Here is a 23518-nt window from a genome sequence, read left to right on the forward strand (position 1 = left end):
GCGGCCGGCCGGACGGACGCATCGACGGCGATTTTTCGCCTGATATGATGCAGCAGGTGAGACAAGAATGGCCGCTCTGCGCGCAGGAAAGACCAACAACGAGGCCGACCAGCCGTCGAGCCCGGTGTTGCGCTTCGGGGCGGACAAGCCGCTCAAGCTCGACGCCGGCACGCTTTTGTCGCCGTTCCAGATCGCCTATCAGACCTACGGCACGCTGAACGATGCCCGCTCCAATGCCATCCTCGTCTGCCATGCGCTGACCGGCGACCAGCATGTCGCCAACACCAATCCGGTGACCGGCAAGCCGGGATGGTGGGAAGTGCTGATCGGCCCCGGCAGGATCATCGACACCAACCGTTTCTTCGTCATCTGCTCCAACGTCATCGGCGGTTGTCTGGGCTCCACCGGCCCGGCCTCGACCAACCCCGCCACCGGCAAGCCCTACGGGCTCGACCTGCCGGTCATCACCATCCGCGATATGGTGCGCGCGCAGCAGATGCTGATCGATCATTTCGGCATCGAGAAACTGTTCTGCGTGCTCGGCGGCTCGATGGGCGGAATGCAGGTGCTGGAATGGGCGTCGAGCTACCCCGAGCGCGTCTTTTCGGCACTGCCGATCGCCACCGGCGCGCGCCATTCCTCGCAGAACATCGCCTTCCACGAGGTCGGCCGGCAGGCTGTCATGGCCGATCCGGACTGGCACGGCGGCAAATATTTCGAAAACGGCAAACGCCCGGAAAAGGGCCTGGCGGTAGCGCGCATGGCCGCCCACATAACCTATCTGTCGGAAGCCGCCCTGCACCGGAAATTCGGCCGCAATCTGCAGGATCGCGAGGCGCTGACCTTCGGCTTCGACGCCGACTTCCAGATCGAAAGCTATCTGCGCCACCAAGGCATGACCTTCGTCGACCGCTTCGACGCCAATTCCTATCTCTACATGACGCGGTCGATGGACTATTTCGACCTCGCCGCCGATCATGGCGGGCGGCTGGCGGATGCCTTTGCCGGCACCAAAACCCGCTTCTGCCTGGTGTCCTTCACCTCGGATTGGTTGTTTCCGACCGAAGAGAGCCGCTCGATCGTGCACGCGCTCAACGCCGCCGGCGCGTCCGTGTCCTTCGTCGAAATCGAGACCGACCGCGGCCACGATGCCTTCCTGCTCGACGAGCCGGAACTGTTCGCCGCCATCAACGGCTTCATCGGCTCCGCGGCGCGGGCGAGAGGGCTAAGCGCATGACCCCGGAAAGTTGCAGACTTTCGGGATCGGGATCATGCGCCGCGAAGGACACGACATCATGAGCGTCAACGGCAGCCAGCGCGTCGACCTCGAGGTCGTCGCCAACCTCATCCCACCGCAGTCCCGCGTGCTCGACGTCGGTTCGGGCGACGGATCGCTGCTTGAATTGCTGCAGGACACCAAGCAGGTCGACGGCCGCGGGCTTGAGCTGTCGCAGCGCGGCGTCAACGAATGCGTGGCACGCGGCCTCTCCGTCATCCAGGGCGATGCCGACAAGGATCTCGAATTCTATCCCGACAAGGGCTTTGACTTCGTCGTCCTGTCGCAGACCTTGCAGGCCACCCGCAACCCGAAGCTGGTGCTCGACGAACTGCTCCGCATCGGCAACCGGGCGATCGTCTCCTTCCCCAATTTCGGCCATTGGCGGGTGCGTCTGTCGCTGTTCGTCAAGGGCCGCATGCCGGTGACCCAGGACCTGCCCTATTCCTGGTACGACACCCCCAACATCCACTTCTGCACCATCCGCGATTTCGTCAATTTGTGCGAAGAACTCGGCGCGACGGTGGAAAAGGCGACCGCGCTCGACGCCGCCGGCCAGAAGATCGGCCTGTCCATGCCCTGGTGGTTCTGGAACTTCTTTGGCCAGCAGGCGGTGTTCCTGCTGAAACGGAACTGACGTTACGGCGTGTATTCGACCAGCCTGTGGTTCTCTTCCGCAAGCTCCTCATCGATGATCGAAGCAATCGTTGCCCAATCGCCTCCCGCCAAACCCGCGCCAATCCTGGGATAGCCGATACTCCGGCCGGCGAATCCAGCCTTGACCGCCTTCATGACACTGCGGATGGCGCCATAGTCAGCCTTCATGCCCTGGCCCTGCCAATGGAACTGGGTGTAGCCATTGATGACGTGGAAATTTCGATCTTCGCGCCGGATCTCGGCAACCGAGATAGTACCCAGCTTGGAGCGGTCGCCTTTCACGGTCGCGATATCCGCAGCGTAGGCCTCTGGAAACCGCTGCTTGATGGAAAGGGCAATGCCCTTGCCCATCTGGCATTGGCAATTGCAGCCATGCACGATCGCGTCGAACTCTCCGTCGAGCGCAAGTTGCAACAGATCGCCACGAATCGTCCGCATGGGCAGCTCCATCAGCCAAGCACATCGGTAGCCTTGTGCGGATGCTCGACGCCGTCAACGATGATTACGTCAGAGTCCGAATTATCGGTGCGCAGTGAAAGGATCGCCTGATAGGCGGGCGAATCATACCACTCGCGCACATGCCGCCGGTCGGGAAATTCGATGACGATGAGGTTGCCCGGCCAGTCGTTCTCGATCACCTCAACATCGCCGCCATGGACCAGGAAACGGCCGCCGAAAGGCTCCAGCGTGGCATCGATCTTGTGCAGGTACTCGACGATCTGCGGACCCATCGTGACTTGGCGCATATGGGCGATTGCGTAAGCGGTCATGACGTAACTCCCTTTGCATCGAGACCTACCAACCGGCCTCGCAAGGGCAATCTGCCGGAACACCTGACGCAAAGCGATTACGCCCGAGGTAATGGAATCGGCGCCTTCGACGGCCGGCCGCAAGCGCTCTTGCGCAAGTTCACCGGTCGAGTTCCGGAAAGTACGGATCTGACAGGAACCGCCTGTCGCGTTCGCCTTGCAGGCAGTCGATCGGTGCGTCCGCGTCGACCGGGATGATGCTGGCCTTGCCCTGAATGCCGCTCACCTCGAGGATCAGCTTGCGCCGGATGGCGGTGGAAAATTCGGCGGCCGTATGGATCGGCAACACGAAGGAACCGGGTCCGCCGATCACGCACTGCGCGTAGTACTGGTCAAGATGCTTGAAGGTGGGCGATGGGTTGATCAGGATCGGCAGGCCGTTGATGACGATGCCTTTTGCGGTTGCCGCATCGCGCATCGCGGTGACCGGCGGCCCGATATTGTTGGGGCCATCGCCCGATATATCGATGACGCTGCGCTCACCAGCGAAATTCGTCCTGCCGAACAGCCCTGTGCCGAAGGCAATTGCCGTGGAAATCGAGGTACCGCGAAAACTCCGGAACGGGCGCGCCGCCACCTTGTCGGCAAAGCTGTTGGCGCTTTGCGCGCTGTCGATGATCTGCCAATCGATGACCGCGTCGTCGCGCACCGTGCCGGCCCATTCGAAATAGGCAATCGCGATGCGGCCCGCATTGCCGGACCGGACGGCCTGGATGAAGTCGGGATGGCGCAGAGCTTCGACATAGCCGGCGCGTTGCAGGGCGAATTCCTTCTCGTCCATCGACAGGGATATATCGACCGCCAACACCAACTCGACGTCGACAGCTGGCGCACCCGATGGCGAGGCAACGGGCGTTGGCTGGACACAGGCAAGACAGGCAAGCAGGCGCAGAGCATCAAGCATCGCCACCGCCAAATTTTGTTTCTCGCGGAAATCTTCCTTCGCGATCGCGGCGAAATAAAGCTTGCTGGGCTATGTGGAAAAGCAGTCCTATTTCTTGCGGCGGACGGCGACCGGCGGCGGATCGATGGCGCCGGCTCTGACGCGGGCTGGTTTCAGCGGCTGGGCACCGGTATCCTTGACGATCGTCAGGCCGCGCGGAAAGAACTGGTTATTGTGCTGGCCGCGCCCGATGTTGATGATCGTGGCGCCCTTCAGATGCTTTTCCAGCATCGCCAGCACCCGCCGCAGCGAGGGACCGTCGAACGCATCCATGGCTTCGTCGATGATCACCCATTTCGGCTGCCGCAAGGCGAGCCTGGCCACGCCCAGCAAGCGCTGTTCGTCATCGCCCAGTTCATGGTCCCAGCGCCCCACGCGGTCGAGCGAGAACGACAGCCGTTGAAGGCCAATTTCGGCCAGCACCGCCACAATCTCGGCGTCACTCGCGGGCGCATGCCCGTTGGCGTGATTGAGCACCTCGCGCAACGTGCCGGCCGGCAAATACGGCACGCGTGGCACGAAGATGAGGGTTTCTCCGGCCGGCAGGCCGATCTTTCCGCTGCCCCAGGGCCAAAGCCCGGCAATGGCGCGGAAGAACAGCGTCTTGCCGGCACCGGGTTCGCCGGTGATCATCACGCGATCGCCGGCGCGGATTTCGACATGCTGGTCCGAGAGTTTTGTGCAGCCCTCCGGCGAGGCGACCTGAAGCTTCTCGAACGTCAGGCTGCCATTGGCATTTTGATCGAAGGTGATACGCCTTTCGGTGTCGTGCAGCACATCGGTTTCGTCGAGCGCGATGCGGAAGTCGGCGACGCGCATCAGCGTGGCGCGCCAGTCGGCGATGCTGCCGATGTTGTTGATGAACCAGCGCAACGACGAATGGACCTGGTTGAAGGCGCCGACCGCCATCATCAGCCCGCCAAAGCTGATATCGCCCGAGAAATAGACGGGCGAGGCAACCAGGATCGGCGCCACGACAGTGATCCAGCCATAGGTATCGGTCACCCACGACAGGTTGATCTGCGCGGTATAGATGCGCCGCATGGCGCCCAGCACCGTGCCGAGGTCGAGTTCGAGCCGCTGCTTGGCGTCGGCCTCACCATGGTACAGCGCGATGGCATCGACATTCTCGTTGACGCGCACCATCGAGGAGCGCAGCTCCGCCTCCCGTGTGTAGCGGTCGCTGTTCAGCTTGATGAGCGGCCGCCCGACCAGCCAGCTCAGCCAGGAGGCGGTCCCGGCATAGAGGAACGCCGCCCAGACCATGTAGCCCGGTATGGCCAGCGACCAGCCGTTGATGTGGAAGACGAAGCCTGAAGACAGTTCCCACAGCACGCCGACGAAGGACACGAGCAGGATCAGCGACTGCAGCAATCCGACACCAAGGTCCGTCGACAGGTCGGAGAGATGCGCCGCATCCTGCTGCATGCGCTGGTCGGGGTTGACGCCGATGGCGCCGGCATTGGCCAGCCGGAAGGCGCGTGCCGGCCGCATCCACTGGTCGATCAGGTCGAGCGTCAGCGCCTCGCGCAACTTCAGCCGGATCATCTGGTTGAGCCAGGTCTGACCGATGTTGAGCACCAGCAGCCCGCCGGCGATAATCGCGAAGACGAGGAGCTGGTGCACGAAGGCCGCCATGTCGCGGCGCGCCAACGCATCGTAGAAGGGCTGGTTCCAGCGGTTGAGCAGGACCTGGCCGATCGACGTCGCGATGATGACGGCCATGATGCCGACCGACGTCCACAGCAGCCATTTGCGAACCGGCGACACCACCAGCGCCCGCCTGATCGTCGCAACCTGATCACGCAGGCTGCTGGCCTCGACGGCGACCGGCTGAATGGTGGCCTGATTGTCAAGTTGATCAGCCATGTCAGGGTCCTTGCGTTCAGGTGCGATGCTGAGACCGGATGATGACGGCATCCGCATATCAGGCAGGTTGCGAGTTCACCACGACAGATAGGTCGAGGAGGGACGCGCCGCGCGCGTTTCTAGCACGATCACGAAGGTTTCACCTGACGAGCCGGCGCCAATGGGCCTCCGGCCTCGGCCCGGCGGCCGAGCCGCGTCGCGCCGTGTGGCGACAGCACCGGCACGAAGACGCGGCGGGAGGCACGCTGGGCGACCGGCACGCCCTGATAGAGCCGCTTCTGCGCCTCGACGACGATGACGCCGGAAAAGATCGGCCACAGCCGCCGGCCGGCGCGCTCCAGCACATTGTGGAAACGCATCATGAAGCGCCGCCGCGATGGCGGGAAGAACAGCGCATCCGACCAGGCGGCAGGCGTGAAATTCGCCTCGCGCAGCAGTTCCGTCAGCTGGCCACGCGAGAACGGCCGGCCATTGCCGAACGGTGTATGCTCGAACCGCGCCCAGACACCGCGCCGGTTGGGCACGACGATGACAACGCGCCCGGCGGGCGACAACACCCGCCAGATCTCGTTGAGCGTCTCGCGTGGGTTTTCGACATGTTCGAGCGAGTGGACGAGCAGCATGCGGTCGATGCAGGAATCGACAAGCGGCAGTTCCTCGTCGAAGACCAAAGCTGTCGCCGTCGGCCCGGTTGCCGGCCAGACCACCGCGCCCTGCGTTGCCGGCATGAAGGCAAAGACCCGCTCGGCATCGGAGCCGAAACGCTCCAGCCAGGGCAAGGTATAGCCAAGCCCGACCAGCCGTTCATTGGGGACAGCCGCCCATATCGACGACAGCGCCATGGTGATCGAACGCTCGGCGAACCGGCCAAGCGTTGTCGAATAGAAGGAGCGAAGGTCGACGATGTCGGAATGCATGTCAGGGATGTAGCCGTGATATCGGCCGGTTTCAACAAAGGGCCCTGAGGCGGCTGGCACATTGCGATGACATTTGTCCTCCCCGGGAATGACATTCGGTCACCCCGTAGATGACATCCGCCCTCCGGCGCCCTATGTCTGCGGCGACAAAAGGAGAGACGCGATGGCGGTCGAAATCGAACAATTCATGTGCCGGAGCGACAATTTCGGCGTGCTGGTGCATGACCCCAAGAGCGGGCAGACCGCGATCATCGACGCACCCGAGGAAGCGCCCATCCTGGCCGCGATCAAGCGCACCGGCTGGACGCCGACGATGATCCTGACCACGCATCATCATATGGACCACGTCGAGGCCAATCTGGCGCTGAAGGAGCGCTTCAAGCTGCGCATCGTCGGCCCGGAGGCGGAAAAGGCCAAGATCCCCGGCATCGACGAAACCGTCGAGGAGGGCTCCGTCCTTCATCTCGGCGATGAGCGCATCGAGGTGATCGCCACCCCCGGCCATACCGCCGGTCATGTCTCCTATCATCTGCCGGCATCGAAGGTGGCCTTCACCGCCGACACGCTGTTCGCGCTGGGCTGTGGGCGGCTGTTCGAATGCAAGCCGCCGGTGATGTATGAATCGCTGCGGAAACTCGCAGCCCTTCCCGCCGCGACGACAATCTATTGCGGCCATGAATACACGCTTGCCAACGCCCGTTTCGCGCTGACCGTCGACCCGACCAATTCGGCATTGAAGGAGCGCGCCACCAGGATCGAGGCGCTGCGGGTCGACAACAAGCCGACACTGCCGACGACGATCGGCGAGGAACTGTCGACCAATCCCTTCCTGCGCTGGCACGATCCGGCGATCCGCAAGCATCTTGGCATGGAAAAGGCCGGGGATGCCGAGGTGTTCGCCGAAATTCGCAAGCGCAAGGACAATTTCTGAGCACCTTCGACCGATGACCAGTTCAGCAGAAATCATCGCGACACTCGGACTGAAGCCGCATCCGGAAGGCGGCTGGTACGCGGAGACCTTTCGCGACGGGGCCGGCGGAGCGCGTGGCCATTCGACCGCCATCTATTTCCTGCTGGAACAGCACCAGCTTTCGGCCTGGCATCGGGTCAAGGACGCAGCCGAGGTCTGGCATTTCCATGCCGGCGCGCCGCTGGCATTGTCGATGTGGGAAGAAGGCGGTGCAACGGGTAGCCAGGTGATCGAGCAGGTGCTCGGCATCGGGCTCGCGGCCGGCGAACGGCCGCAGATTGTCGTGCCGGCGGGCTGGTGGCAATCGGCGCGCAGCCTGGGCGAATGGACGCTGGTCGGCTGTACCGTCGCGCCAGGCTTTGATTTTGCCGCCTTCGAACTGGCCGAGCCGGGCTGGCAGCCTAACCCAGCAGGAAACCCAGTGTGATCGCGAGCTGGGCGGCGTAGTACAGCACCCAGACGGCGAAACGCATCCAGGCGCGATGCGGCGAGATGGCCGCCACCAGAAATTTCTCGGTGGCCAGCAGCCCGTCCGATGCCATGAACAGCACCGCGCCGCCGATGACCCAGGCGCTGCTGGTGGTCAGCGCAGCCATGCCCATCGCCAAGATCGCCACGACATAACAGGCGATCGGCACACGCAGGCCGGGGCCGACGCGGCGCCAGAGCGCCGCCAGCATGACGATGACGAACACCGCCAGTGCCAGCGCGATCGCCCCGCGCCAGGATTCGGCGCCAAGCAGTCCCAACCCGCCGCCACTGCGCAGGAACAGCGCGATGTAGACGATGTGGGCGACAAGGAAGCTGGCGAGCCCACCGAGAAACGCCTTTTCGCCGTCGCGCGACAGGAAGGCATCGCCCACCGCGCTGAGCGCCAGGGCCGCGACCAGCAACAGCGGGCCGCCCTGCAGCGCCGAAAGCACGGCGAGCATCGCGACCGCAAGCGTCTTTGCCGCGGAGCGGGCAAGGCTCGGCGGCATGCCCAGCGTGAAGGCGTAGATCACCGCCGCCACCAGCGAGAAGATCAGCGTCGCATTGGCATTGGCGTCGATGCCGCCGGCAAACGGCATCATCATGCCCCGGCTCCGCTTTCGGATGCCTTGGCTCCGCTCTCAGCTTCGGCCGGCTTGCGCAGGAAAAGCGACTTCGCCGCCAGGGCCGCTCCACCGGTGATGAGCACGCAGGCGGCGAGGATGCGCAGCGACGGCTCAGCGACACCGGCCCCAATCAGCACCAGCGTCGAGAGCAGCGGCGCCGCGTAGCTTGCCGCGCCCAGCACCTGGATGTTGCCGCGCTTGACGCCGATGTCCCAGGCATAGAAGGCCGCACCCACCGGCATCAAACCAAGCCCGAGTACGGCCAGCCACTGGCCGGCGCCATTTGGCAACACTGTCTGTTCCAGCGCCAGATGGCAGACGAGCGACAGCACGGCGGTCGCCGCGCAGAACCAGGTGACGATGCTGGTCGGCACCGAGGGAAAGCGACGCGACAGCAGCGAATAGGACGACCAGAGCAGGGCGCAGACGGCAGCCATGGCATAGCCGAAGGCGTAGCGCGCATCGAAGGCCAGCCCACCGCCCTTGGTGACGATCAGCACGGTGCCGGCCAGACCGAGCAAGGCGCCGACGACATGGTTCCACGCCAGCTTTTCGCCCGGCATCAGCGCCGAGCCGAGCACGATCAGCAGCGGCCAAAGATAGGCGATCAGGCTGGCCTCGACCGCCGGCGCGTTGCGCAGCGCGGTGAAATAGAAAAAGTGGTAGCCGAACAGGCCGGCGATACCGATCAGCCAGACCTGCGGCGGTATCTTCTGGCTCTTGTCGGCGGCCGGCATGAACAGCCGCGCGACAAGCCCGACACCGGTGCCGATCGAGAAGGTGATCGCCGACAAAAGGAACGGCGGCACTTTGCCGGACGCATCGGTGAGCAGCGCCAGGAGCGCCCACATGGCGACCGCTGAAAAACCGATCAGTGTTGCGCGCGCCATGTCCCCTCCCGTGGCGCGCCCTGTTCTGTTTCCAGGGCGGCCCTATTGTACCGCTTCGAACCGTCTCGCGCTTATGGTCAGCGGACCGATCTGGGTCCCTACCGTGGCGTGGATCGGCGCATATACGCCGGTTTGGCCGAGCGGCGCAAACGTCACCATCATCCGGCTTTTGTTCTTGAGATAGTTGAGCGCCTTGCGGCCCTTGCGGTAGCCCGCCACCGGCTCGAACCCCATCCGGCAGGTGATGGTATCGCCCTTGTACCCCGGCACCGTGATCGTGCCTTTCGAAGCATAGGTCAGCGTCAGGTCGGCGCGCATCTCGCCATCATAGAATTTCACCGTACGGCCGCAGACCTGGTCGAGGCTGTCGGCATGGATGACGGTCGCGGCCATCGGATCGAGCACCGATGCCAGGTCGCCGGCACCGATCGGCACCCAGTCGTTGGGGTCGCGCTTGCCCGGCGCCGGGATGACCTGTGTCGAGGTGACGGCGCCATTGGCAAAGCGAATATCGATCGCGGACACCTTCTTGCCGGAGGTGTAATCGGCGCGGAACGCCTGGGGCACCATTTTCTTGCCGGAAATCGTGCCCTTGGACGAGATCGTGCCCCGCGTGTCGTCGAACAATTTGGCCAGTCCGGCGGCGCTGACAGTACCATCGATCGCATAGGCGCCGTTCTCGTAATGGCTGGAGAAGGTCGATCTTGCGATCGAGAGACCAAGGAATGACACCGTGTATTCGCCTTTGAAGGACTGCGGCGAGGCAGCCGACGCGGCGGACGGCAAGGCGACAGCAAGCACGGCAACAAGTGCGTGAGGCAAACGAGGCATGCGGGATCGGATCCTTGATTTTCGGCCGGAGGTGGGCGACTCCGGTCTGGCGTGTCCCTATGAGACTGCTTATAGGATGAAATCCGGCCTTAATATGAAATGCCGGGCGCTTCCGTGGCGAAGCCGGAGCTTGACGCACCGCTGAAATGCAACTATGGAACGCCAACTTTTTCCATAAGGCCGCCTGACCAGAACCGCGCGCCACCCGGCGTGGGCTTGAATGTTTGGCAGGTCCCGAGAGAATTGAAGGTTAGAACTATGTCCCGCACCTGCGAACTCACTGCCAAGGCAGTCCAGACCGGCAACAATGTGAGCCACGCCAACAACAAGACCAAGCGTCGCTTCCTGCCGAATCTCGTCAATGTGACGCTGATTTCGGAAGCGCTGAACCAGAATGTGCGCCTGCGCATTTCGGCCAACGCGCTGCGTTCGGTGGAACATCGCGGCGGCCTCGACGCTTTCCTGGCCAAGGCCGACGTCAAGGAACTGTCGCAGCGCGCGCGCCTGCTGAAGAAGCAGATCGCCAAGAAGCTGGCCGAACAGGTCGCTGCCTGACATCGGACAAAGGCGGGGGACCGCCCGGGCCAACCTCTTGTTGGTCTGGAGCATCGGATGGATCCGCAAGGGTTCGACAATCCGGTGCTCGACTACGAAGCGAGCACCGGCCCGATAGGCATGATGCTCCGCTGGTTCCATTACCCAGGATAAAAAAATGACTTCCTTCTCGCGATATCTGCCCTTCGTGGCCGCCATGGCGCTTGTCGTCGTGGCATCGAACATCCTCGTGCAGTTCCCGATGCAGGGCCAGATCGGCGGTCTGTCGCTGGCCGACCTGCTCACCTGGGGCGCTTTCACCTATCCCTTCTCCTTCCTGGTCACCGACCTTGCCAACCGCCGCTATGGCCCTGCCGTGGCGCGCCGGATCGTCTTTGTCGGCTTCATGACGGCGGTGGTCTGCTCGATCCTCGTCCCGCCCTTCCTGTTCCGCCATGGCCTGATCGAATTCGAGACCGCGGCCGACCGGCTGGTGCGCATAGCTGCCGCTTCAGGCGCGGCGTTCCTGTCCGCCCAACTGCTCGACGTCACCGTGTTCAACCGGCTGCGCCGGCAGAGCTGGTGGCGGGCGCCGATCCTCGGCACGCTGGTCGGATCGATCTTCGACACCATGGTGTTCTTCACCGTCGCCTTCTCCGCCGCTTTCGCCTTCGCCGGCCCAAATGACAGCTTTGCGCTCGAAACGGCACCGCTGATGGGTGTCTTCCACATCGAGGCCATGCGCTGGGTTTCCTGGGCGCTGGGCGATCTCTCGGTGAAGCTGATCATCGCGGTGGTCGCGCTCATCCCCTACCGGCTGCTCGCCGCCCGCTGGAGCCAGCCGGCGCTGGCCGTCTAAAACCATGATCCCCTGGGTCCATCTCGATTCGGCAAAGACCGGGGATGGAGCCCAGGAACTTCGCCTCAAGCGGCGCGGCAGCGAGTTCTCGATCATGCTCGGCACCAACGAGCTGATGAACAGCCGCCTCAGCGGCTCCGAGCAAGCGCTGGCCAAACTGTCCTGCCAAAGGATTGCGGGCCATCGCCAGCCGAGGATTCTGATCGGCGGCCTCGGCATGGGTTTTACATTGCGCGCCGCCCTGGCCGAACTCGGCAAGGATGCCGGCATCGTCGTCGCGGAACTGGTGCCGGCGGTCGTCGTCTGGGCACGCGGCCCGATGGCGGAGGTGTTCGGCGGCTGTCTCGACGACCCCCGCGTCGCCATCCAGGAGACCGATGTCGGGCAATTGATCCGATCCGGGTCTGCGGCCTGGGACGCCATCCTGCTCGACGTCGACAACGGCCCCGAAGGCATCGTCCACAAGGGCAATGACGCCCTCTACAGCCTCGCAGGCCTCGGCGCCGCACGCACCGCCCTCAAGCCGGGTGGCGTGCTGGCGGTGTGGTCGCAAGGACCGGACAGCGGCTTCACGCGGCGGCTGAAGCAGGCAGGCTTTGCCGTCGAGGAGGTCAACACGCGCGCCAACGGCAAGCGCGGCGCGCGTCATGTCATCTGGATCGCCACCGCCGCGGGCAGGTTTTAGAGCCTCGATATTAGCCCTTCAAGGACAGCAGAAACGACTCTGTCGCTGCGTCGGCTTCCCCGGCATAGCGGGCGTCATAGCCCAGCCAGCCGTCGCCGCCGGAGGGAAGGTTGGGATTGGTGAAGGCATGCCTGGCGCCGGCATAGAGGGTCAAGGCGCAGTCGCAACCCTTGGCCTCAAGCCAGGCCAGAACCTTCGTAACCCGCGCCACATCGGCCACCATGTCGCGCGTTCCATGATGAAACCTGATGGGCGTCTCGATCGCGGCATAGTCGCCGGCCGGCTGGCCAAGCGCCCCGGACAGGATGACGGCTCCACGAACCAGCGGCGCGTCCGTGAGCATCTCCAGGACGCAGAAACCGCCGAGCGAGAAGCCGACGGCGGCAAGGAAAGGCGCCTGTGGAACGACGTCGCGAAACGCGCGGACGCCGGCTTGCAAGCGGCGCGACGCGGTGCGCGGATTGTCCCGCAGGAATTGGCTGGCTTGTGTCGCCTGGGCGTCGGAAGTGATGCGCACGCCCGCACCATAGACATCCGCTACCATCACGGCGAAGCCCAGGCTTGCGAACCGGCGCGCCTCGGCCAGCGTATAGTCATAGATGCCATACCAGTCGGGAACATAGACAAGGCTGCCGCGCACCGCGCCGTCGGGCATGACTATTCGGCCAGAGAAATCGGTTCCATCGTCGCGATAGACCAGGGGCTGACCGGGTGTTGCCGACAGACCGCTCGCGGTCTCCGACATCAGGATGCCTCCTGAGGCCGCCAGGGCGGTTTTGAGCACGATACGGCGATTCAGCATGATGACGACACTCCGATTGACAGGTTGGCCCGCACCATATTTTGTTTCCAGAAAACGATAAAGTGAGGCCTCATGAACAACACTGTAGCCAAGAAGGAAACGATATCGCTGGCCGACCTAGCCCTCTTTCTCGAGGTCGCGCGCCAGGGCTCGCTGACCAGGGCTGCCTTGCAAGCGGGTACGACTAAGAGCGCCGTGTCGAAGGCTATCCGGCGGCTGGAGTTGCGGCTGGGATGCGTCTTGCTTGAGCGCACCACGCGACGTCTTATCGTCACACCTGCCGGCGAGCTGTTATGCCAGCGCGGGCAGGCCCTGCTGGGCGACGTCGATGACCTGGCGCAAGCCCTGGAGGCGCAGGCCGACGGGCTCGCGGGCCCCTTGTGCATTTGCGCGCCGCCCGAACTCGGCGCCTGGCTTCTGCAGACGTGTTTTGCACCGTTCCTGGAGTTGCATCCCCGTATCCGTCTCGCTCTTCGCCTCGACTATGCCTATCAGGATCTGTTCGATCCCCACCTCGACCTTACGTTCCGTGTCGGGGCAATCGTCGACGACGCCATGGTCGCGCGCCGCGTCGGCCAATTCCGGCGGGTGCTCGTCGCGAACCGGGCCATCGCCGATAGCCTGGCCGGCAAGGACCTGGCAACCGTGGCCAGGACTTTGCCCATGCTGGCTTTCGGCGATGGGGAAAGCGAGCTTGCCTTGTCGCGCGAGGCCGAAATCGCCACAATCACGGTTCGCTCGGACCGGTTCAGCGCCAACACCTATCCTGCCTTGCTCGAAGCTGCCACGCAGGGCCTGGGCATCGCCGTCCTGCCCGATTTCTTCGTGCAGCGGCATGTCGAATCCGGCTCCGTCGTCCGGCTCTTTGCCGATTGGCAGTCCACGGACATACCAATCTATGTCATCCATCGCCGCGCCAGCCGTCGATCGCGGCGAGCCGAAGCCTTGCTGTCCTTTATTGGGCCGGAACTGGTGGGCCTGTCAGAATTGGCCGCTCCACTGAAGTGAGACATTCACGACGGAGATCATCGGCATCCTGCGCGAGGCCGAAAAGCGGGCCGCCTCGCCACCAACGGCTCACGTCCTTGATCGGAAGCCGGGGCAGCGAAACGGCCGCAGGCGGCTTTTACTTCCACTTCTGGAGTTCCGCGGCCAGGGCCTCCAGCAGCCCGCGGGTCCCCTCCTCCCGCCCCTTGGCGGAATCCACACCATCGAAGAAGGCGCCCTGTTCGGTATAGGTTAGCCTTGTGCCATCGCCCGAGGGTGTCAGTTCCACCGTGGTCAGCGATGCCGACATCGGCTGCGGCCCGATTGCCATCCGATAGGAAAACACGATGCGCTGATCGGGAACGATGTCCTGGAACTGGGCGTCGAGCCTGACCTCCGGGCCGCCGCCATAGCTGAAGCGCGACACCTCGCCACCACCGACGCGGAAATCGAAGCTGAATTCGGCGACGGTAAAACCGTCGCCGTCGACCCGCCAACGCCGCACCGTCGCCTTGTCCGCGAAAGCATGGAAGACGCGATCTGGCGATTGCGGGTACGTGCGCTCGATGGTGAATGTGGAGTGGATGACGGAATGCTCGTCCTTCACGGGGGCGATCTGGTTCATGTCTGCTCGTCCTTTTCCTGATCTTGAACTTTCGGGGATGGTTGGTCCGTCTCGGCAAGAATCTCGCCGAGTCGGTCGAGGTGGCGTTCCGCCGGAATGCGGCGTTCCGCAATCCAGTCGGCGAGCGGAGCGAGCCCGCCCGGTTCGATCCGGCAGGTGCGCACCCGCCCGATCTTTTCGCTGCGGATCAGCCCGCAGGCCTCGAGCACCTGCAGATGCTGTAGGACGGCGGCGAAGGTCATGCCGAAAGGCTCCGCCAGCTGGCTGACGGTGGCCGGTCCGCGGCTCAACCGTTCCAGGATCTGGCGACGCGTGGGCTCGACAAGAGCGCGAAGGATGCTGTCGATCTCGGAATAGTTAAGCATGGACTTGAGTATTGCGTCGGAGGCGGCAATTGTCAAGTCTGGACTAAAGTGTTTTGAGGAGGGCAAATCGACTGATGGGCGGTCGACCCCCACCAAGCGGGCAATCAAGTGGAGCAATCAAGTGGAGTTGATGAACAGTCGACCCCCCACTCCGTCGAGCTTCGCTCGCCACCTCTCTCCCGATCGACGGGGTAGAGGAAGGACGCGAGCGCGCCGGCCGGCTCCTGGGGCTATCACTCAATCCTGGTGCAGGATGAATTCCAGGTAGAGATTGCGCTGCAGGATCGAATGGTTGTCGTCGGAGATCAGCGACACCATCACCGCGCCGTCATCGCGCATCCAGACGTCGAGACCTTCCATATTGTCGATTTGGTAGCCCATGTCGGTGTCCAGCAACACCGGCCCGTCGGCGACGGCGCCCTTCTCGACACTCTCGCCATGGATGCGCCGCAGCCGCATCTTCAGGCCGCCTGCCATGGTGAAACTGCGCTCCAGCAGCAAAAGGTCGCCATCCGGCAGGAAGGCGCCATCGGTGATGTCGAAATCGCCGTTGCGCTTGACGGTGAAGACGCCCTTGTGCGGCCCTTCGATGATGGCGGCATAGATGTTGCCGGCCTTGTCGAGGCTTTTCTCCGACACCACGACCAGACCGCCCGCGTGCTGGCCATTGGGATTGGCATGGGTGACGGTCTCGAAGCCGCGGTTCTGGCGCAGCTCGCGCGCCGGTACCAGGAAATCCAGCTGCCGGTACGGCGCCTTCATGTTCTGCGGGTCGATCCTGAACTGGGAAACGCGGTGGTTGCGCTCGAAGCCGACAGTGGCGATACCATCCTTGACCGCGAGGCCTTCGGCATCGACCTCCCATTTCTCGTCGATCGGCTGGCCGCCCTGGTCGACCATCTGCTGCATGCGGAAGTTCTGGATGCCCACGGGCCGCCTGTCGGTGTCGCGGGCCACTGTGCCGAAGAACCAGTAGCCGGTGTCGGCCACGCCGATGAAATCGCTGCCCGCTTTGAGAAAGCGGAAGGCCGACAGCGCGCCGAAATCACGCGATTTCGAGGTCATTTCCAGCCCGCCGACGAATTCGAGCGAACCGAACTGCTTGTCGGTCCGGCCAATGCGGAATTCGGTGATCGGGCGGGACGAAACCTCGACGGGTTCAACCGCAGCCGACCCGGCCGAACTGGCTGGCGCGGACGCCACGCCGGCGAACAGGGCGATGGCGGCGAAGAGCGTTTGCCGAAACCCGCCGCGTGAAAAGATCATCCGGCGCGCCGCATGCCGCCGCGCCGCGTGTCGCGTGCGCTTTCCTCGGCAAACAGCGAGGCCAGTTGCTCGGTCATGGCGCCGGCCAGTTCCTCGGCATCGACGATGGTGACGGCGCGGCGATAATAGCGCGTGACGTCATGGCCGATGCCGATGGCCAGCAATTCCACCGGCGAGCGCGTCTCGATCAGCTCGATGACGGCGCGCAAATGGCGTTCGAGATAATTGCCGGGGTTCACCGAAAGCGTCGAATCGTCGACCGGCGCGCCGTCCGAGATCATCATCAGGATCTTGCGCTGTTCGGGCCGGGCAATCAGCCGGTTGTGCGCCCACAGCAGCGCCTCGCCGTCGATGTTTTCCTTGAGCAGGCCTTCACGCATCATCAGGCCGAGATTGCGCCGTGCCCGCCGCCACGGATGGTCGGCCGACTTATAGATGATGTGGCGCAGATCGTTGAGGCGGCCGGGGTTCGGCGGCTTGCCGTCCTTCAGCCACTTCTCGCGCGCTTGCCCGCCTTTCCACGCCCGCGTGGTGAAGCCGAGGATCTCGACCGAGACGCCGCAGCGTTCCAGCGTGCGCGCCAGAATGTCGGCACAGGTGGCGGCGACCGTGATCGGCCGGCCGCGCATCGAGCCCGAATTGTCGAGCACCAGCGTCACCACCGTGTCGCGGAATTTGGTGTCGCGTTCCTGCTTGAAGGACAGCGGCTGCATCGGGTCGATGACGACGCGCACCAGCCGCGCCGGGTCGAGGTAGCCCTCTTCCAGGTCGAAATCCCAGGACCGGTTCTGCTGCGCCATCAGCCGGCGCTGCAGCCGGTTGGCCAGCCGCCCGACGACACCGGACAGATTGGCCAGTTGCTTGTCGAGGAAGGCACGCAGCCGGTCGAGTTCTTCCTCTTCGCAGAGTTCCTCGGCGCCGACCGTCTCGTCGAAAGCTGATGTGAAGACCTTGTAGTCGATTTCCTTCGGAAGATTGGTGAAGGGGTTGTCGTTGCGGCGCGCCTCGCCGGGCGTTTCGGCGTCGGCATCGTCGTCGTCGGACAGATCGTCGGCGGTGGCGTCGGACGCCTCCGTCTCGGACGACTGCTCGTCATCGGCCGAAGCCTCGGCATCCTCGGACTGCGACTGCTCGGAGCCGGAATCCTCTTCCCCGCCCTCCTCGCTCTGTTCATCGCCTTGCGGCTGGTTGTCGTCATTGTCCTCGGAATCTTCCGTCTCCTGGTCGTCGCCGAGTTCCTCGGCCATCTCCATGGAGGCGAGCATCTCGCGCACGACGCGGGCGAAGGCCTGCTGATCGTCGAGCTTCGCGGACAGGCCGTCGAGGTCGGCCTTGGCCTTTTCCTCGACCCAGGGACGCCAGAGCTCGACCAGCCGCTCGCCGCTTTTCGGGACCGCCCGGCCGGTCAGCTTCTCGCGCACCATGAGCGCCAGCGCTTCCTCGATCGGCGCGTCGGCCTTGTCCTTGACGTCGACAAGATTGGCCTTGGCGTATTTGTCCTCCAGCATCGAGCCGATATTGTCGGCGACGCCTTGCATGGCGCGGCTGCCGATCGCCTCGACGCGGGCCTGCTCGACCGCGTCATAGATGGCGCGCGCCGCCTTGCCTTCCGGCGCCAGCTTGCTGTGGATGCGGGCATCATGGCAGGCGCGCTTGAGCGCCATGGAATCGCCGAGGCCGCGGGTGATCGCAATATCGGTCTTGGAGGCCTTCTTCGGCAGTTCGGGCAGTCGGGCGCGGCTGCCGGCAAGCGCCGGCCTGTCCTTGGCGAAGCCGACCTCCATGTCCTTGTCGCCGGCAATGGCGCGCATGCAGACGGTGACGGCGCGCTTGAAGCTGTCGGCTTCAGACCCCGTCTTCGACTTGTTGCGCGTGTTGTCGCCCGGACCCGCCATTATCTATCTCTATTTCGCCACAGGCTGTTGGCCAAGCTGAGAGCGGAGGAGGCCAACAATCTCTTCCACCGAGATTGTAAAGTAACCGCCCTTCCCACTGTCATATGCCTGTCTCCACAGACCATATCCATGGCCGAAGCCATCTGGAATTGTTCCCGTCCCCTCAAGCTCAACCACACTCTCCCTAAGCTGGTTGGCCGCTATAGGGAGGTGGGGAACAGTTTGCAGCGGCTTTCCGTCATTCGGTATCGGCGCATCGGTGACTGAAATCGACACGACCGGTTGATCTTCACCTTCCAGATTGTCGACCGCACCTATGATCACCCGCGAGGATATCGGCGTCGCTCCGCGATACGTCCAAGTCTGCCCGGGTTTGAATGGTTCGTCCTTGGCCATGGCTGCCTGTCCGAAACCAAAGCAGAGGATTGAAAAACTCCACAGGAACGTCCGACGGGTTGTTCCCATTGAGTGATGTTACCCCAGCACCACGTTGGCGGCGCTCTCGGGCAGATCCTCGCCGAAGGCGCGCTGGTAGAATTCGGCCACCACCGAACGCTCCAGCTCGTCGCACTTGTTGAGGAAGGTCAGCCGGAACGCCATACCGATATTGCCGAAGATCTCTGCGTTCTCGGCCCAGGTGATGACCGTACGCGGGCTCATCACCGTCGACAGGTCGCCATTGATGAAGGCCGAGCGCGTCATGTCGGCGACGCGCACCATCTTGTTGACGATGTCCTTGCCCTTGGTGTCGCGATAGTGCTTGGCCTTGGCCAGCACGATGTTCACTTCATTGTCGTGCGGCAGATAGTTCAGCGTGGTGACGATCGACCAGCGGTCCATCTGCGCCTGGTTGATCTGCTGCGTGCCGTGATAAAGGCCGGTCGTGTCGCCGAGTCCGACCGTGTTGGCGGTCGAGAACAGCCGGAACGCCGGATGCGGACGGATGACCCGGCTCTGGTCGAGCAGCGTCAGCCGGCCCGAGGATTCCAGCACGCGCTGGATGACGAACATCACATCCGGGCGGCCGGCATCATATTCGTCGAAGCACAGCGCGACATTGTGCTGGTAGGCCCAGGGCAGGATGCCGTCGCGGAATTCGGTGATCTGCAAGCCGTCCTTGACCACGATCGCGTCCTTGCCGACGAGGTCGATACGGCTGACATGGCTGTCGAGGTTGACGCGCACGCAGGGCCAATTGAGACGGGCGGCGACCTGTTCGATATGGGTCGACTTGCCGGTGCCGTGATAGCCCGACACCATGACGCGGCGATTGTAGGCAAAGCCGGCCAGGATCGCCAGCGTCGTTGCCTTGTCGAACAGATAGTCCGGATCGACGTCAGGCACATGTTCTGATGTCACCGAATAGGCCGGCACCACCATCTTGGAGTCGAAGCCGAATTTGTCCTTCACCGACACCGTCGTGTCGGGCAGGTTGGCGATGTCGCGATCGACCTTGTTCATATCTCTCAACGTCTCCACGGGCGAAACGTCCCGTTTCGCCGGCAATCGATTTTGTTCGGGGGCGGTCTTAGAGCCTTTTCCAACCTTATGAAAGTTGGAAAGCGACACAAACCGTAGGGTCGCTCAGCACAGGCCCGCCTGTTTGAGCACGCGATAGGCCTGCAGCACATCGCGGAACCGGTCTTCCGAACCTCTGTCGCCACCATTCGCATCCGGATGGTGACGTTTCACCAGTTCCTTATAGCGCGCCTTGATATCCTTGCCAGTCGCCTTTGTATCAAGGCCAAGCGTTTCCAGCGCCTTGGCCTCAAGTGGCTTGGCCTTGCGCTCGCGCGCCTCGCGCGGATCCTTCGGCCCCTTGAACAGGTCGAACGGGTCGCGCATGCGGTTGTAATAGCCGGCGCGGCCGGAGCGCATTTGCGCCATGTCGGGCGACGAGCGCGTCGAGGCGCCATTGACGCCCATCTTCCAGGTCGGCCGGTGACCGGTCATGGCTTCCTTCTGGAAGCGCGCGACCTCGGTGTCCGGCACGCCGGAGAAGTAGTTGAAGCCCTTGTTGTACTCGCGCACATGGTCGAAGCAGAAACGGAAATACTCGCCCTCCTTCATGCGCCCGACCGGCGCGCGATGGGTGCCCGGCTCCTTGCAGCCGTCCCACTGGCAGATCGGCGAGTGCGACTTCAGCTCCGCATCCTTCTCCGGGCGGATGCGAATCTTCTCGAAATATTTGGGATACGGCTTCATCTCACCCATTTATGGGGCGTTCGCAGATGCGAAACAAGAATTGACATTTTCGCGATCATCGCCCTAACCGCTGAATCGCGGCATAAAGCAGGCGAATGGCGGATTTAGTTGCGCAAGAGCGGCCCCCGGGCTGGTGCGCCAGCCATATGTGGTGAACGGAGACGGCAATGTCCATACAGGCGACCATGGAAGACAAGCTCAACAAGGCATTTTCGCCGGAGCGGCTGGTCATCATCAACGAAAGCCATCTCCACGCCGGCCACCATCACCACGGCTCGGACCATCACGGCGGCTATGACGGCACCGGCGAAACGCATTTTCGCGTCCGCGTCGTCTCGTCTGCCTTTGCCGGCATGAGCCGCATCGACCGCCACCGCGCCGTCAACGAACTGCTTGCCGACGAACTGAAGGCCGGCGTGCACGCGCTGGCGATCGAACCATCGGCGCCCGGCGAAAAGACCCGCTGGTAAGGTCAGTCCGCCCTGCCCCTCCGAGGCGCGGTCAGATCACTGCTTCGATCAGGAACGGCCCGCGCCGCGACAGGGCACTGTCCAGCAGCGCATCGAAGCGTTCGCATGTGTCGGCGCGCGCTGCCTCCACGCCCATGCCCTTGGCCAGCGACACCCAGTCCAGCGCGGGATGGTCGAGGTCGAGCATGCGCCTGGCGTTCTCGCCGATCGCGTTGACGCCGACATTCTTCATCTCGCCATGCAGGATCGCGTAGGTGCGGTTGGAAAAGACGATGGTCACCACGTCGAGATTTTCCCGCGCTTGCGTCCACAGGCCCTGCACCGTGTACATGCCGCTGCCGTCGGCCTCCAGATTGATCACCTTGCGGTCTGGACACGCGATCGCCGCTCCTGTCGCCATCGGAATGCCGCCGCCGATCGATCCGCCGGTGCCCATCATGTAATCATGCGGCGCGGCAAAGGCCGACAGGGCGAAGAAACGCCTGGCCGAGGTGACCGCCTCGTCGCAGACGATCGCATTATCCGGCAACTTGCGCGCCACCGACAGCGCGATGGCATCGTCCGTCAGCCCGCCGCTCGGCGCAGCCTCGTCGGGAAAAGCGGTTGCGAAGTCAGCCTGTAGCGATGGTTTGACGCCGAGTTCGTCGCGCAGCGCTTCCAGCGCCGCATGCAGATCATCGCCATGAGCAGCGAGCGTCAGCACCTGGCAGTCGTCGCGCACAAGCCGTCCCGGTTTTCCCGGATAGGCGAAGAAGGCAACCGGCTCCTTGCCGCCGACCAGCACCAGTACGTCGATATCTGCCAGCAGCGCCGTCGCCACATCGATCGGATAGGGGATGCGTGTGGGTGCGACGCGCCCACGCCCGCGTTGCATCCGGGCGATCAGGACCTCGCCGAACAGGCGGACATCGAAGGCCGTCGAAATCTGGCCGGCGATCTCGAGCGCATCGGCGCGCGCCGCTCGGCCGCGAACGATTATGCCGACACGCCCCTGAGCCGCACGGATCGCCGAGGCGACCTCGCGCACGGCGTCCCTATCGACGGCCGGCGGCGGCGGAAGCACGACCTTGCCCGGCGAGGCCGGGGCAGCATCGCCCCAGGCCGCATCCGCCGGCAGGATCAGCGTGGTGACACCTGGCGGCGTCAGCGAGGCGCGGAAAGCCGCCTCCGCTGCCGGTTGGACGTCTTCTGGCCCGGCAATGCGCCGCACCCAGTTGGACATCGGCGCCGCCAAACCCTCGATGTCGCTGGTCAGCGGTGCGTCGAGCGGCAAATGATAGGAGGCGTGGTCGCCGACGATGTTGATCATCGGGCTGAACGCACGCCGGGCGTTGTGCATGTTGGCCAGCCCATTGGCCAGGCCCGGGCCGGTATGCAGCAAAGTCGCGGCCGGGCGGTCGGTCATGCGCGCATAGCCGTCGGCGGCGCCCGTCACCACGCCCTCGAACAGGCCGAGCACGCAGCGCATCTCAGGCTTGCGGTCGAGTGCGGCGACGAAGTGCATTTCGGAGGTGCCGGGATTGGCGAAGCAGACCGTCACATCATTGGCCAGCAGCACGTCGCACAGGACATCGGCGCCATTCATGCAATTTTTCTCCAAGTCATGAGAACCAATTGCACCTAGCGATGTCCGCACGGCAATATCCTGCCGCTGCTTTTGGCATGATCCAGTTGCAGAAGGGGGCGGGCGGAAATCGGCCGCGATCAGCCGACGGTCGATTTCAGGAACGTCACCGCGGCAGCGGTCAGCGCGTCGCCATCCCTGCCGAAATCGCGGTTGATCGACATGTGCGTATAGGCGCTGCCGTCGAACAGCGTCACCTCGGTGCCCGTGGCGCGCAGGCGCTCGGCGAAGGCTTTCGACTCCTCGCCGCGGCCTGGCGCCCCCGAATACGCGATGAAGGTCGGCGGATGCTTGCGGCCATCGACATAACTGGCCGGCGAAAGTGCCGCCCATTGCGAAGGATCGGAAAAGACCCGCGCATAGGCCCGCACCATGCCGCCATTCTTCTCGAGCGCCGCAAGATCATAGGCCCTGGTATCGTCGAGAAGCAGGCCGGCGACGCCGGGCAGCCCGCCGCGCATGCCGGTTAGTGCGATCAGATGGCAGCCAGCCGAATGGCCCATGCCGACAATGCGCTTGGGGTCGCCACCATGCTTGGCGATGTTGGCCCTGACATAGGCATAGGCGTTTTCGACGTCGGCGGCCTGTGTAGCGACATCGGCCTCAGGCAGCATGCGATAGTCGATCGAGACGAAGCAGAAGCCATTGGCAAGCAGGAAGGCCGGCTTGGCGCCCACCTGGCTGCGCTTGCCGAACTCCCAGGCCCCGCCATGGACGAAGAAGACGACAGGCAGGCCGCTGGCGCCATCGGGCGCATAGATATCGAGCTTGGCCGGACCGTAGTCGAAGGTTTTCGGAGATGCTGCAGCGGCGGCAGAGGCGCCCGTCGGCAGAAAAGCCGCCATGGACGCCAGAAGCAGGGTTCGCCGATCGATCATCATCTTCTCCTGAACGCCTGGCGCAAAATGCACCGGGACGCCGCGAAGTTCCAATGAAGGATCG

The 23518-nt window shown here is 63.8% G+C and carries 27 protein-coding genes; 9 read left to right on the forward strand and 18 right to left on the reverse strand.

Annotated features, from left to right (window positions below):
* Nucleotides 1–67 precede the first annotated feature (67 nt).
* Both metX and metW read left to right on the forward strand, forming a co-directional pair.
* Nucleotides 68–1237, forward strand: a complete 1170-nt coding sequence (gene metX / locus MAFF_RS14950; protein ID WP_010911753.1) for a homoserine O-acetyltransferase MetX — start codon at nt 68–70, stop codon at nt 1235–1237.
* 58 nt (nt 1238–1295) lie between these two features.
* Nucleotides 1296–1913 (forward strand): methionine biosynthesis protein MetW, encoded by a 618-nt coding sequence (gene metW, locus MAFF_RS14955; RefSeq protein WP_010911754.1) that lies wholly within the window; start codon nt 1296–1298, stop codon nt 1911–1913.
* A 2-nt stretch (nt 1914–1915) separates the two neighbouring features.
* On the opposite strand, the gene MAFF_RS14960 is transcribed toward metW, so the two are convergent.
* The 5 genes from MAFF_RS14960 to MAFF_RS14980 all read right to left on the reverse strand — a co-directional run bounded on the left by MAFF_RS14960 (nt 1916) and on the right by MAFF_RS14980 (nt 6471).
* Nucleotides 1916–2383: a macro domain-containing protein gene (locus MAFF_RS14960; RefSeq protein WP_010911755.1), complete on the reverse strand. Its 468-nt coding sequence runs from the start codon at nt 2381–2383 to the stop codon at nt 1916–1918.
* Complete coding sequence (locus tag MAFF_RS14965) at nt 2383–2703, reverse strand: DUF1330 domain-containing protein (RefSeq protein WP_044548352.1); 321 nt, start codon at nt 2701–2703, stop codon at nt 2383–2385. The genes MAFF_RS14960 and MAFF_RS14965 overlap by 1 nt, the downstream gene beginning before the upstream one ends.
* A gap of 139 nt (nt 2704–2842) precedes the next feature.
* Nucleotides 2843–3646, reverse strand: a complete 804-nt coding sequence (locus tag MAFF_RS14970) for a DUF1194 domain-containing protein (protein WP_044548353.1) — start codon at nt 3644–3646, stop codon at nt 2843–2845.
* A gap of 87 nt (nt 3647–3733) precedes the next feature.
* The gene (locus MAFF_RS14975) at nt 3734–5554 is read right to left on the reverse strand and encodes an ABC transporter ATP-binding protein/permease (protein ID WP_044548354.1); all 1821 of its coding nucleotides are present in this window, start codon (nt 5552–5554) and stop codon (nt 3734–3736) included.
* Between the two features lie 128 nt (nt 5555–5682).
* A complete protein-coding gene (locus tag MAFF_RS14980) occupies nt 5683–6471 on the reverse strand; it encodes a class I SAM-dependent methyltransferase (RefSeq protein ID WP_010911759.1) in 789 nt (262 codons plus the stop codon).
* A gap of 163 nt (nt 6472–6634) precedes the next feature.
* On the opposite strand from MAFF_RS14980, the gene gloB reads away from it, so the two are divergent.
* Together gloB and MAFF_RS14990 are read left to right on the forward strand one after the other, a co-directional pair.
* Nucleotides 6635–7402 (forward strand): hydroxyacylglutathione hydrolase, encoded by a 768-nt coding sequence (gene gloB / locus MAFF_RS14985; RefSeq protein WP_010911760.1) that lies wholly within the window; start codon nt 6635–6637, stop codon nt 7400–7402.
* Nucleotides 7403–7415: 13 nt separating this feature from the next.
* Complete coding sequence (locus MAFF_RS14990) at nt 7416–7868, forward strand: cupin domain-containing protein (RefSeq protein ID WP_010911761.1); 453 nt, start codon at nt 7416–7418, stop codon at nt 7866–7868.
* Here the strand turns inward: MAFF_RS14990 and MAFF_RS14995 are convergent.
* From MAFF_RS14995 to MAFF_RS15005, 3 genes are read right to left on the reverse strand one after another with little or no spacing between them, the layout of a single operon-like run.
* A complete protein-coding gene (locus tag MAFF_RS14995) occupies nt 7843–8517 on the reverse strand; it encodes a lysoplasmalogenase (protein WP_010911762.1) in 675 nt (224 codons plus the stop codon). The genes MAFF_RS14990 and MAFF_RS14995 overlap by 26 nt on opposite strands.
* On the reverse strand, nt 8514–9428 hold the full coding sequence (locus tag MAFF_RS15000) for an aromatic amino acid exporter YddG (RefSeq protein ID WP_010911763.1): 915 nt from the start codon (nt 9426–9428) through the stop codon (nt 8514–8516). Before MAFF_RS15000 ends, MAFF_RS14995 begins: the two co-directional genes overlap by 4 nt.
* 42 nt (nt 9429–9470) lie before the next feature.
* Nucleotides 9471–10259 carry a DUF3108 domain-containing protein gene (locus tag MAFF_RS15005; protein ID WP_010911764.1) on the reverse strand — a complete coding sequence of 263 codons (789 nt, stop codon included), beginning with the start codon at nt 10257–10259 and terminating at the stop codon, nt 9471–9473.
* A gap of 258 nt (nt 10260–10517) precedes the next feature.
* On the opposite strand from MAFF_RS15005, the gene rpmB reads away from it, so the two are divergent.
* From rpmB to MAFF_RS15020, 3 genes are all read left to right on the forward strand, one after another.
* A complete protein-coding gene (gene rpmB, locus MAFF_RS15010) occupies nt 10518–10814 on the forward strand; it encodes a 50S ribosomal protein L28 (RefSeq protein ID WP_010911765.1) in 297 nt (98 codons plus the stop codon).
* Nucleotides 10815–10971: 157 nt separating this feature from the next.
* Entirely contained in the window at nt 10972–11652 is a 681-nt protein-coding gene (locus tag MAFF_RS15015; RefSeq protein WP_010911766.1) for a queuosine precursor transporter, read from the forward strand.
* 4 nt (nt 11653–11656) lie between these two features.
* Entirely contained in the window at nt 11657–12337 is a 681-nt protein-coding gene (locus MAFF_RS15020) for a spermidine synthase (RefSeq protein ID WP_010911767.1), read from the forward strand.
* Nucleotides 12338–12347: 10 nt separating this feature from the next.
* Here the strand turns inward: MAFF_RS15020 and MAFF_RS15025 are convergent, their stop codons facing one another.
* A complete protein-coding gene (locus MAFF_RS15025) occupies nt 12348–13139 on the reverse strand; it encodes a dienelactone hydrolase family protein (protein ID WP_044548355.1) in 792 nt (263 codons plus the stop codon).
* Nucleotides 13140–13211: 72 nt separating this feature from the next.
* Between MAFF_RS15025 and MAFF_RS15030 the strand changes: the two genes are divergently transcribed.
* Nucleotides 13212–14147 (forward strand): LysR family transcriptional regulator, encoded by a 936-nt coding sequence (locus tag MAFF_RS15030; RefSeq protein ID WP_010911769.1) that lies wholly within the window; start codon nt 13212–13214, stop codon nt 14145–14147.
* Nucleotides 14148–14265: 118 nt separating this feature from the next.
* Here the strand turns inward: MAFF_RS15030 and MAFF_RS15035 are convergent, their stop codons facing one another.
* The 7 genes from MAFF_RS15035 to MAFF_RS15065 all read right to left on the reverse strand — a co-directional run bounded on the left by MAFF_RS15035 (nt 14266) and on the right by MAFF_RS15065 (nt 20491).
* The gene (locus tag MAFF_RS15035) at nt 14266–14751 is read right to left on the reverse strand and encodes an SRPBCC family protein (RefSeq protein WP_010911770.1); all 486 of its coding nucleotides are present in this window, start codon (nt 14749–14751) and stop codon (nt 14266–14268) included.
* On the reverse strand, nt 14748–15116 hold the full coding sequence (locus MAFF_RS15040; RefSeq protein ID WP_010911771.1) for an ArsR/SmtB family transcription factor: 369 nt from the start codon (nt 15114–15116) through the stop codon (nt 14748–14750). Before MAFF_RS15040 ends, MAFF_RS15035 begins: the two co-directional genes overlap by 4 nt.
* A 237-nt stretch (nt 15117–15353) precedes the next feature.
* Nucleotides 15354–16382: an esterase-like activity of phytase family protein gene (locus MAFF_RS15045; RefSeq protein WP_010911772.1), complete on the reverse strand. Its 1029-nt coding sequence runs from the start codon at nt 16380–16382 to the stop codon at nt 15354–15356.
* A complete protein-coding gene (cobT, locus tag MAFF_RS15050) occupies nt 16379–18277 on the reverse strand; it encodes a cobaltochelatase subunit CobT (RefSeq protein WP_010911773.1) in 1899 nt (632 codons plus the stop codon). Before cobT ends, MAFF_RS15045 begins: the two co-directional genes overlap by 4 nt.
* A 9-nt stretch (nt 18278–18286) precedes the next feature.
* Nucleotides 18287–18673: a hypothetical protein gene (locus tag MAFF_RS15055; RefSeq protein WP_244420794.1), complete on the reverse strand. Its 387-nt coding sequence runs from the start codon at nt 18671–18673 to the stop codon at nt 18287–18289.
* 78 nt (nt 18674–18751) lie between these two features.
* Nucleotides 18752–19738: a cobaltochelatase subunit CobS gene (gene cobS / locus MAFF_RS15060; RefSeq protein ID WP_032931878.1), complete on the reverse strand. Its 987-nt coding sequence runs from the start codon at nt 19736–19738 to the stop codon at nt 18752–18754.
* A gap of 123 nt (nt 19739–19861) precedes the next feature.
* A complete protein-coding gene (locus MAFF_RS15065; RefSeq protein WP_019861454.1) occupies nt 19862–20491 on the reverse strand; it encodes a J domain-containing protein in 630 nt (209 codons plus the stop codon).
* A gap of 158 nt (nt 20492–20649) precedes the next feature.
* On the opposite strand from MAFF_RS15065, the gene MAFF_RS15070 reads away from it, so the two are divergent.
* Complete coding sequence (locus MAFF_RS15070; RefSeq protein ID WP_010911777.1) at nt 20650–20952, forward strand: BolA family protein; 303 nt, start codon at nt 20650–20652, stop codon at nt 20950–20952.
* A 31-nt stretch (nt 20953–20983) separates the two neighbouring features.
* Here the strand turns inward: MAFF_RS15070 and MAFF_RS15075 are convergent, their stop codons facing one another.
* Nucleotides 20984–22537, reverse strand: coding sequence for an acetolactate synthase large subunit (locus tag MAFF_RS15075; protein WP_010911778.1), 1554 nt, complete (start codon nt 22535–22537; stop codon nt 20984–20986).
* Between the two features lie 119 nt (nt 22538–22656).
* A complete protein-coding gene (locus MAFF_RS15080) occupies nt 22657–23454 on the reverse strand; it encodes an alpha/beta fold hydrolase (RefSeq protein ID WP_044550952.1) in 798 nt (265 codons plus the stop codon).
* Nucleotides 23455–23518 lie beyond the last annotated feature (64 nt).

The sequence above is a fragment of the Mesorhizobium japonicum MAFF 303099 genome (assembly GCF_000009625.1).
GTDB classification, from domain to species: Bacteria; Pseudomonadota; Alphaproteobacteria; order Rhizobiales; family Rhizobiaceae; genus Mesorhizobium; species Mesorhizobium japonicum.

Bases quoted from the DNA above. Each gene is read 5' to 3' on its own strand.
- metX (WP_010911753.1), top strand. From the start codon at position 68: ATGGCCGCTCTGCGCGCAGGAAAGACCAACAACGAGGCCGACCAGCCG.
- metW (WP_010911754.1), top strand. From the start codon at position 1,296: ATGAGCGTCAACGGCAGCCAGCGCGTCGACCTCGAGGTCGTCGCCAAC.
- MAFF_RS14960 (WP_010911755.1), bottom strand. From the start codon at position 2,383: ATGGAGCTGCCCATGCGGACGATTCGTGGCGATCTGTTGCAACTTGCG.
- MAFF_RS14965 (WP_044548352.1), bottom strand. From the start codon at position 2,703: ATGACCGCTTACGCAATCGCCCATATGCGCCAAGTCACGATGGGTCCG.
- MAFF_RS14970 (WP_044548353.1), bottom strand. From the start codon at position 3,646: ATGCTTGATGCTCTGCGCCTGCTTGCCTGTCTTGCCTGTGTCCAGCCA.
- MAFF_RS14975 (WP_044548354.1), bottom strand. From the start codon at position 5,554: ATGGCTGATCAACTTGACAATCAGGCCACCATTCAGCCGGTCGCCGTC.
- MAFF_RS14980 (WP_010911759.1), bottom strand. From the start codon at position 6,471: ATGCATTCCGACATCGTCGACCTTCGCTCCTTCTATTCGACAACGCTT.
- gloB (WP_010911760.1), top strand. From the start codon at position 6,635: ATGGCGGTCGAAATCGAACAATTCATGTGCCGGAGCGACAATTTCGGC.
- MAFF_RS14990 (WP_010911761.1), top strand. From the start codon at position 7,416: ATGACCAGTTCAGCAGAAATCATCGCGACACTCGGACTGAAGCCGCAT.
- MAFF_RS14995 (WP_010911762.1), bottom strand. From the start codon at position 8,517: ATGATGATGCCGTTTGCCGGCGGCATCGACGCCAATGCCAATGCGACG.
- MAFF_RS15000 (WP_010911763.1), bottom strand. From the start codon at position 9,428: ATGGCGCGCGCAACACTGATCGGTTTTTCAGCGGTCGCCATGTGGGCG.
- MAFF_RS15005 (WP_010911764.1), bottom strand. From the start codon at position 10,259: ATGCCTCGTTTGCCTCACGCACTTGTTGCCGTGCTTGCTGTCGCCTTG.
- rpmB (WP_010911765.1), top strand. From the start codon at position 10,518: ATGTCCCGCACCTGCGAACTCACTGCCAAGGCAGTCCAGACCGGCAAC.
- MAFF_RS15015 (WP_010911766.1), top strand. From the start codon at position 10,972: ATGACTTCCTTCTCGCGATATCTGCCCTTCGTGGCCGCCATGGCGCTT.
- MAFF_RS15020 (WP_010911767.1), top strand. From the start codon at position 11,657: ATGATCCCCTGGGTCCATCTCGATTCGGCAAAGACCGGGGATGGAGCC.
- MAFF_RS15025 (WP_044548355.1), bottom strand. From the start codon at position 13,139: ATGCTGAATCGCCGTATCGTGCTCAAAACCGCCCTGGCGGCCTCAGGA.
- MAFF_RS15030 (WP_010911769.1), top strand. From the start codon at position 13,212: ATGAACAACACTGTAGCCAAGAAGGAAACGATATCGCTGGCCGACCTA.
- MAFF_RS15035 (WP_010911770.1), bottom strand. From the start codon at position 14,751: ATGAACCAGATCGCCCCCGTGAAGGACGAGCATTCCGTCATCCACTCC.
- MAFF_RS15040 (WP_010911771.1), bottom strand. From the start codon at position 15,116: ATGCTTAACTATTCCGAGATCGACAGCATCCTTCGCGCTCTTGTCGAG.
- MAFF_RS15045 (WP_010911772.1), bottom strand. From the start codon at position 16,382: ATGATCTTTTCACGCGGCGGGTTTCGGCAAACGCTCTTCGCCGCCATC.
- cobT (WP_010911773.1), bottom strand. From the start codon at position 18,277: ATGGCGGGTCCGGGCGACAACACGCGCAACAAGTCGAAGACGGGGTCT.
- MAFF_RS15055 (WP_244420794.1), bottom strand. From the start codon at position 18,673: ATGGCCAAGGACGAACCATTCAAACCCGGGCAGACTTGGACGTATCGC.
- cobS (WP_032931878.1), bottom strand. From the start codon at position 19,738: ATGAACAAGGTCGATCGCGACATCGCCAACCTGCCCGACACGACGGTG.
- MAFF_RS15065 (WP_019861454.1), bottom strand. From the start codon at position 20,491: ATGGGTGAGATGAAGCCGTATCCCAAATATTTCGAGAAGATTCGCATC.
- MAFF_RS15070 (WP_010911777.1), top strand. From the start codon at position 20,650: ATGTCCATACAGGCGACCATGGAAGACAAGCTCAACAAGGCATTTTCG.
- MAFF_RS15075 (WP_010911778.1), bottom strand. From the start codon at position 22,537: ATGAATGGCGCCGATGTCCTGTGCGACGTGCTGCTGGCCAATGATGTG.
- MAFF_RS15080 (WP_044550952.1), bottom strand. From the start codon at position 23,454: ATGATCGATCGGCGAACCCTGCTTCTGGCGTCCATGGCGGCTTTTCTG.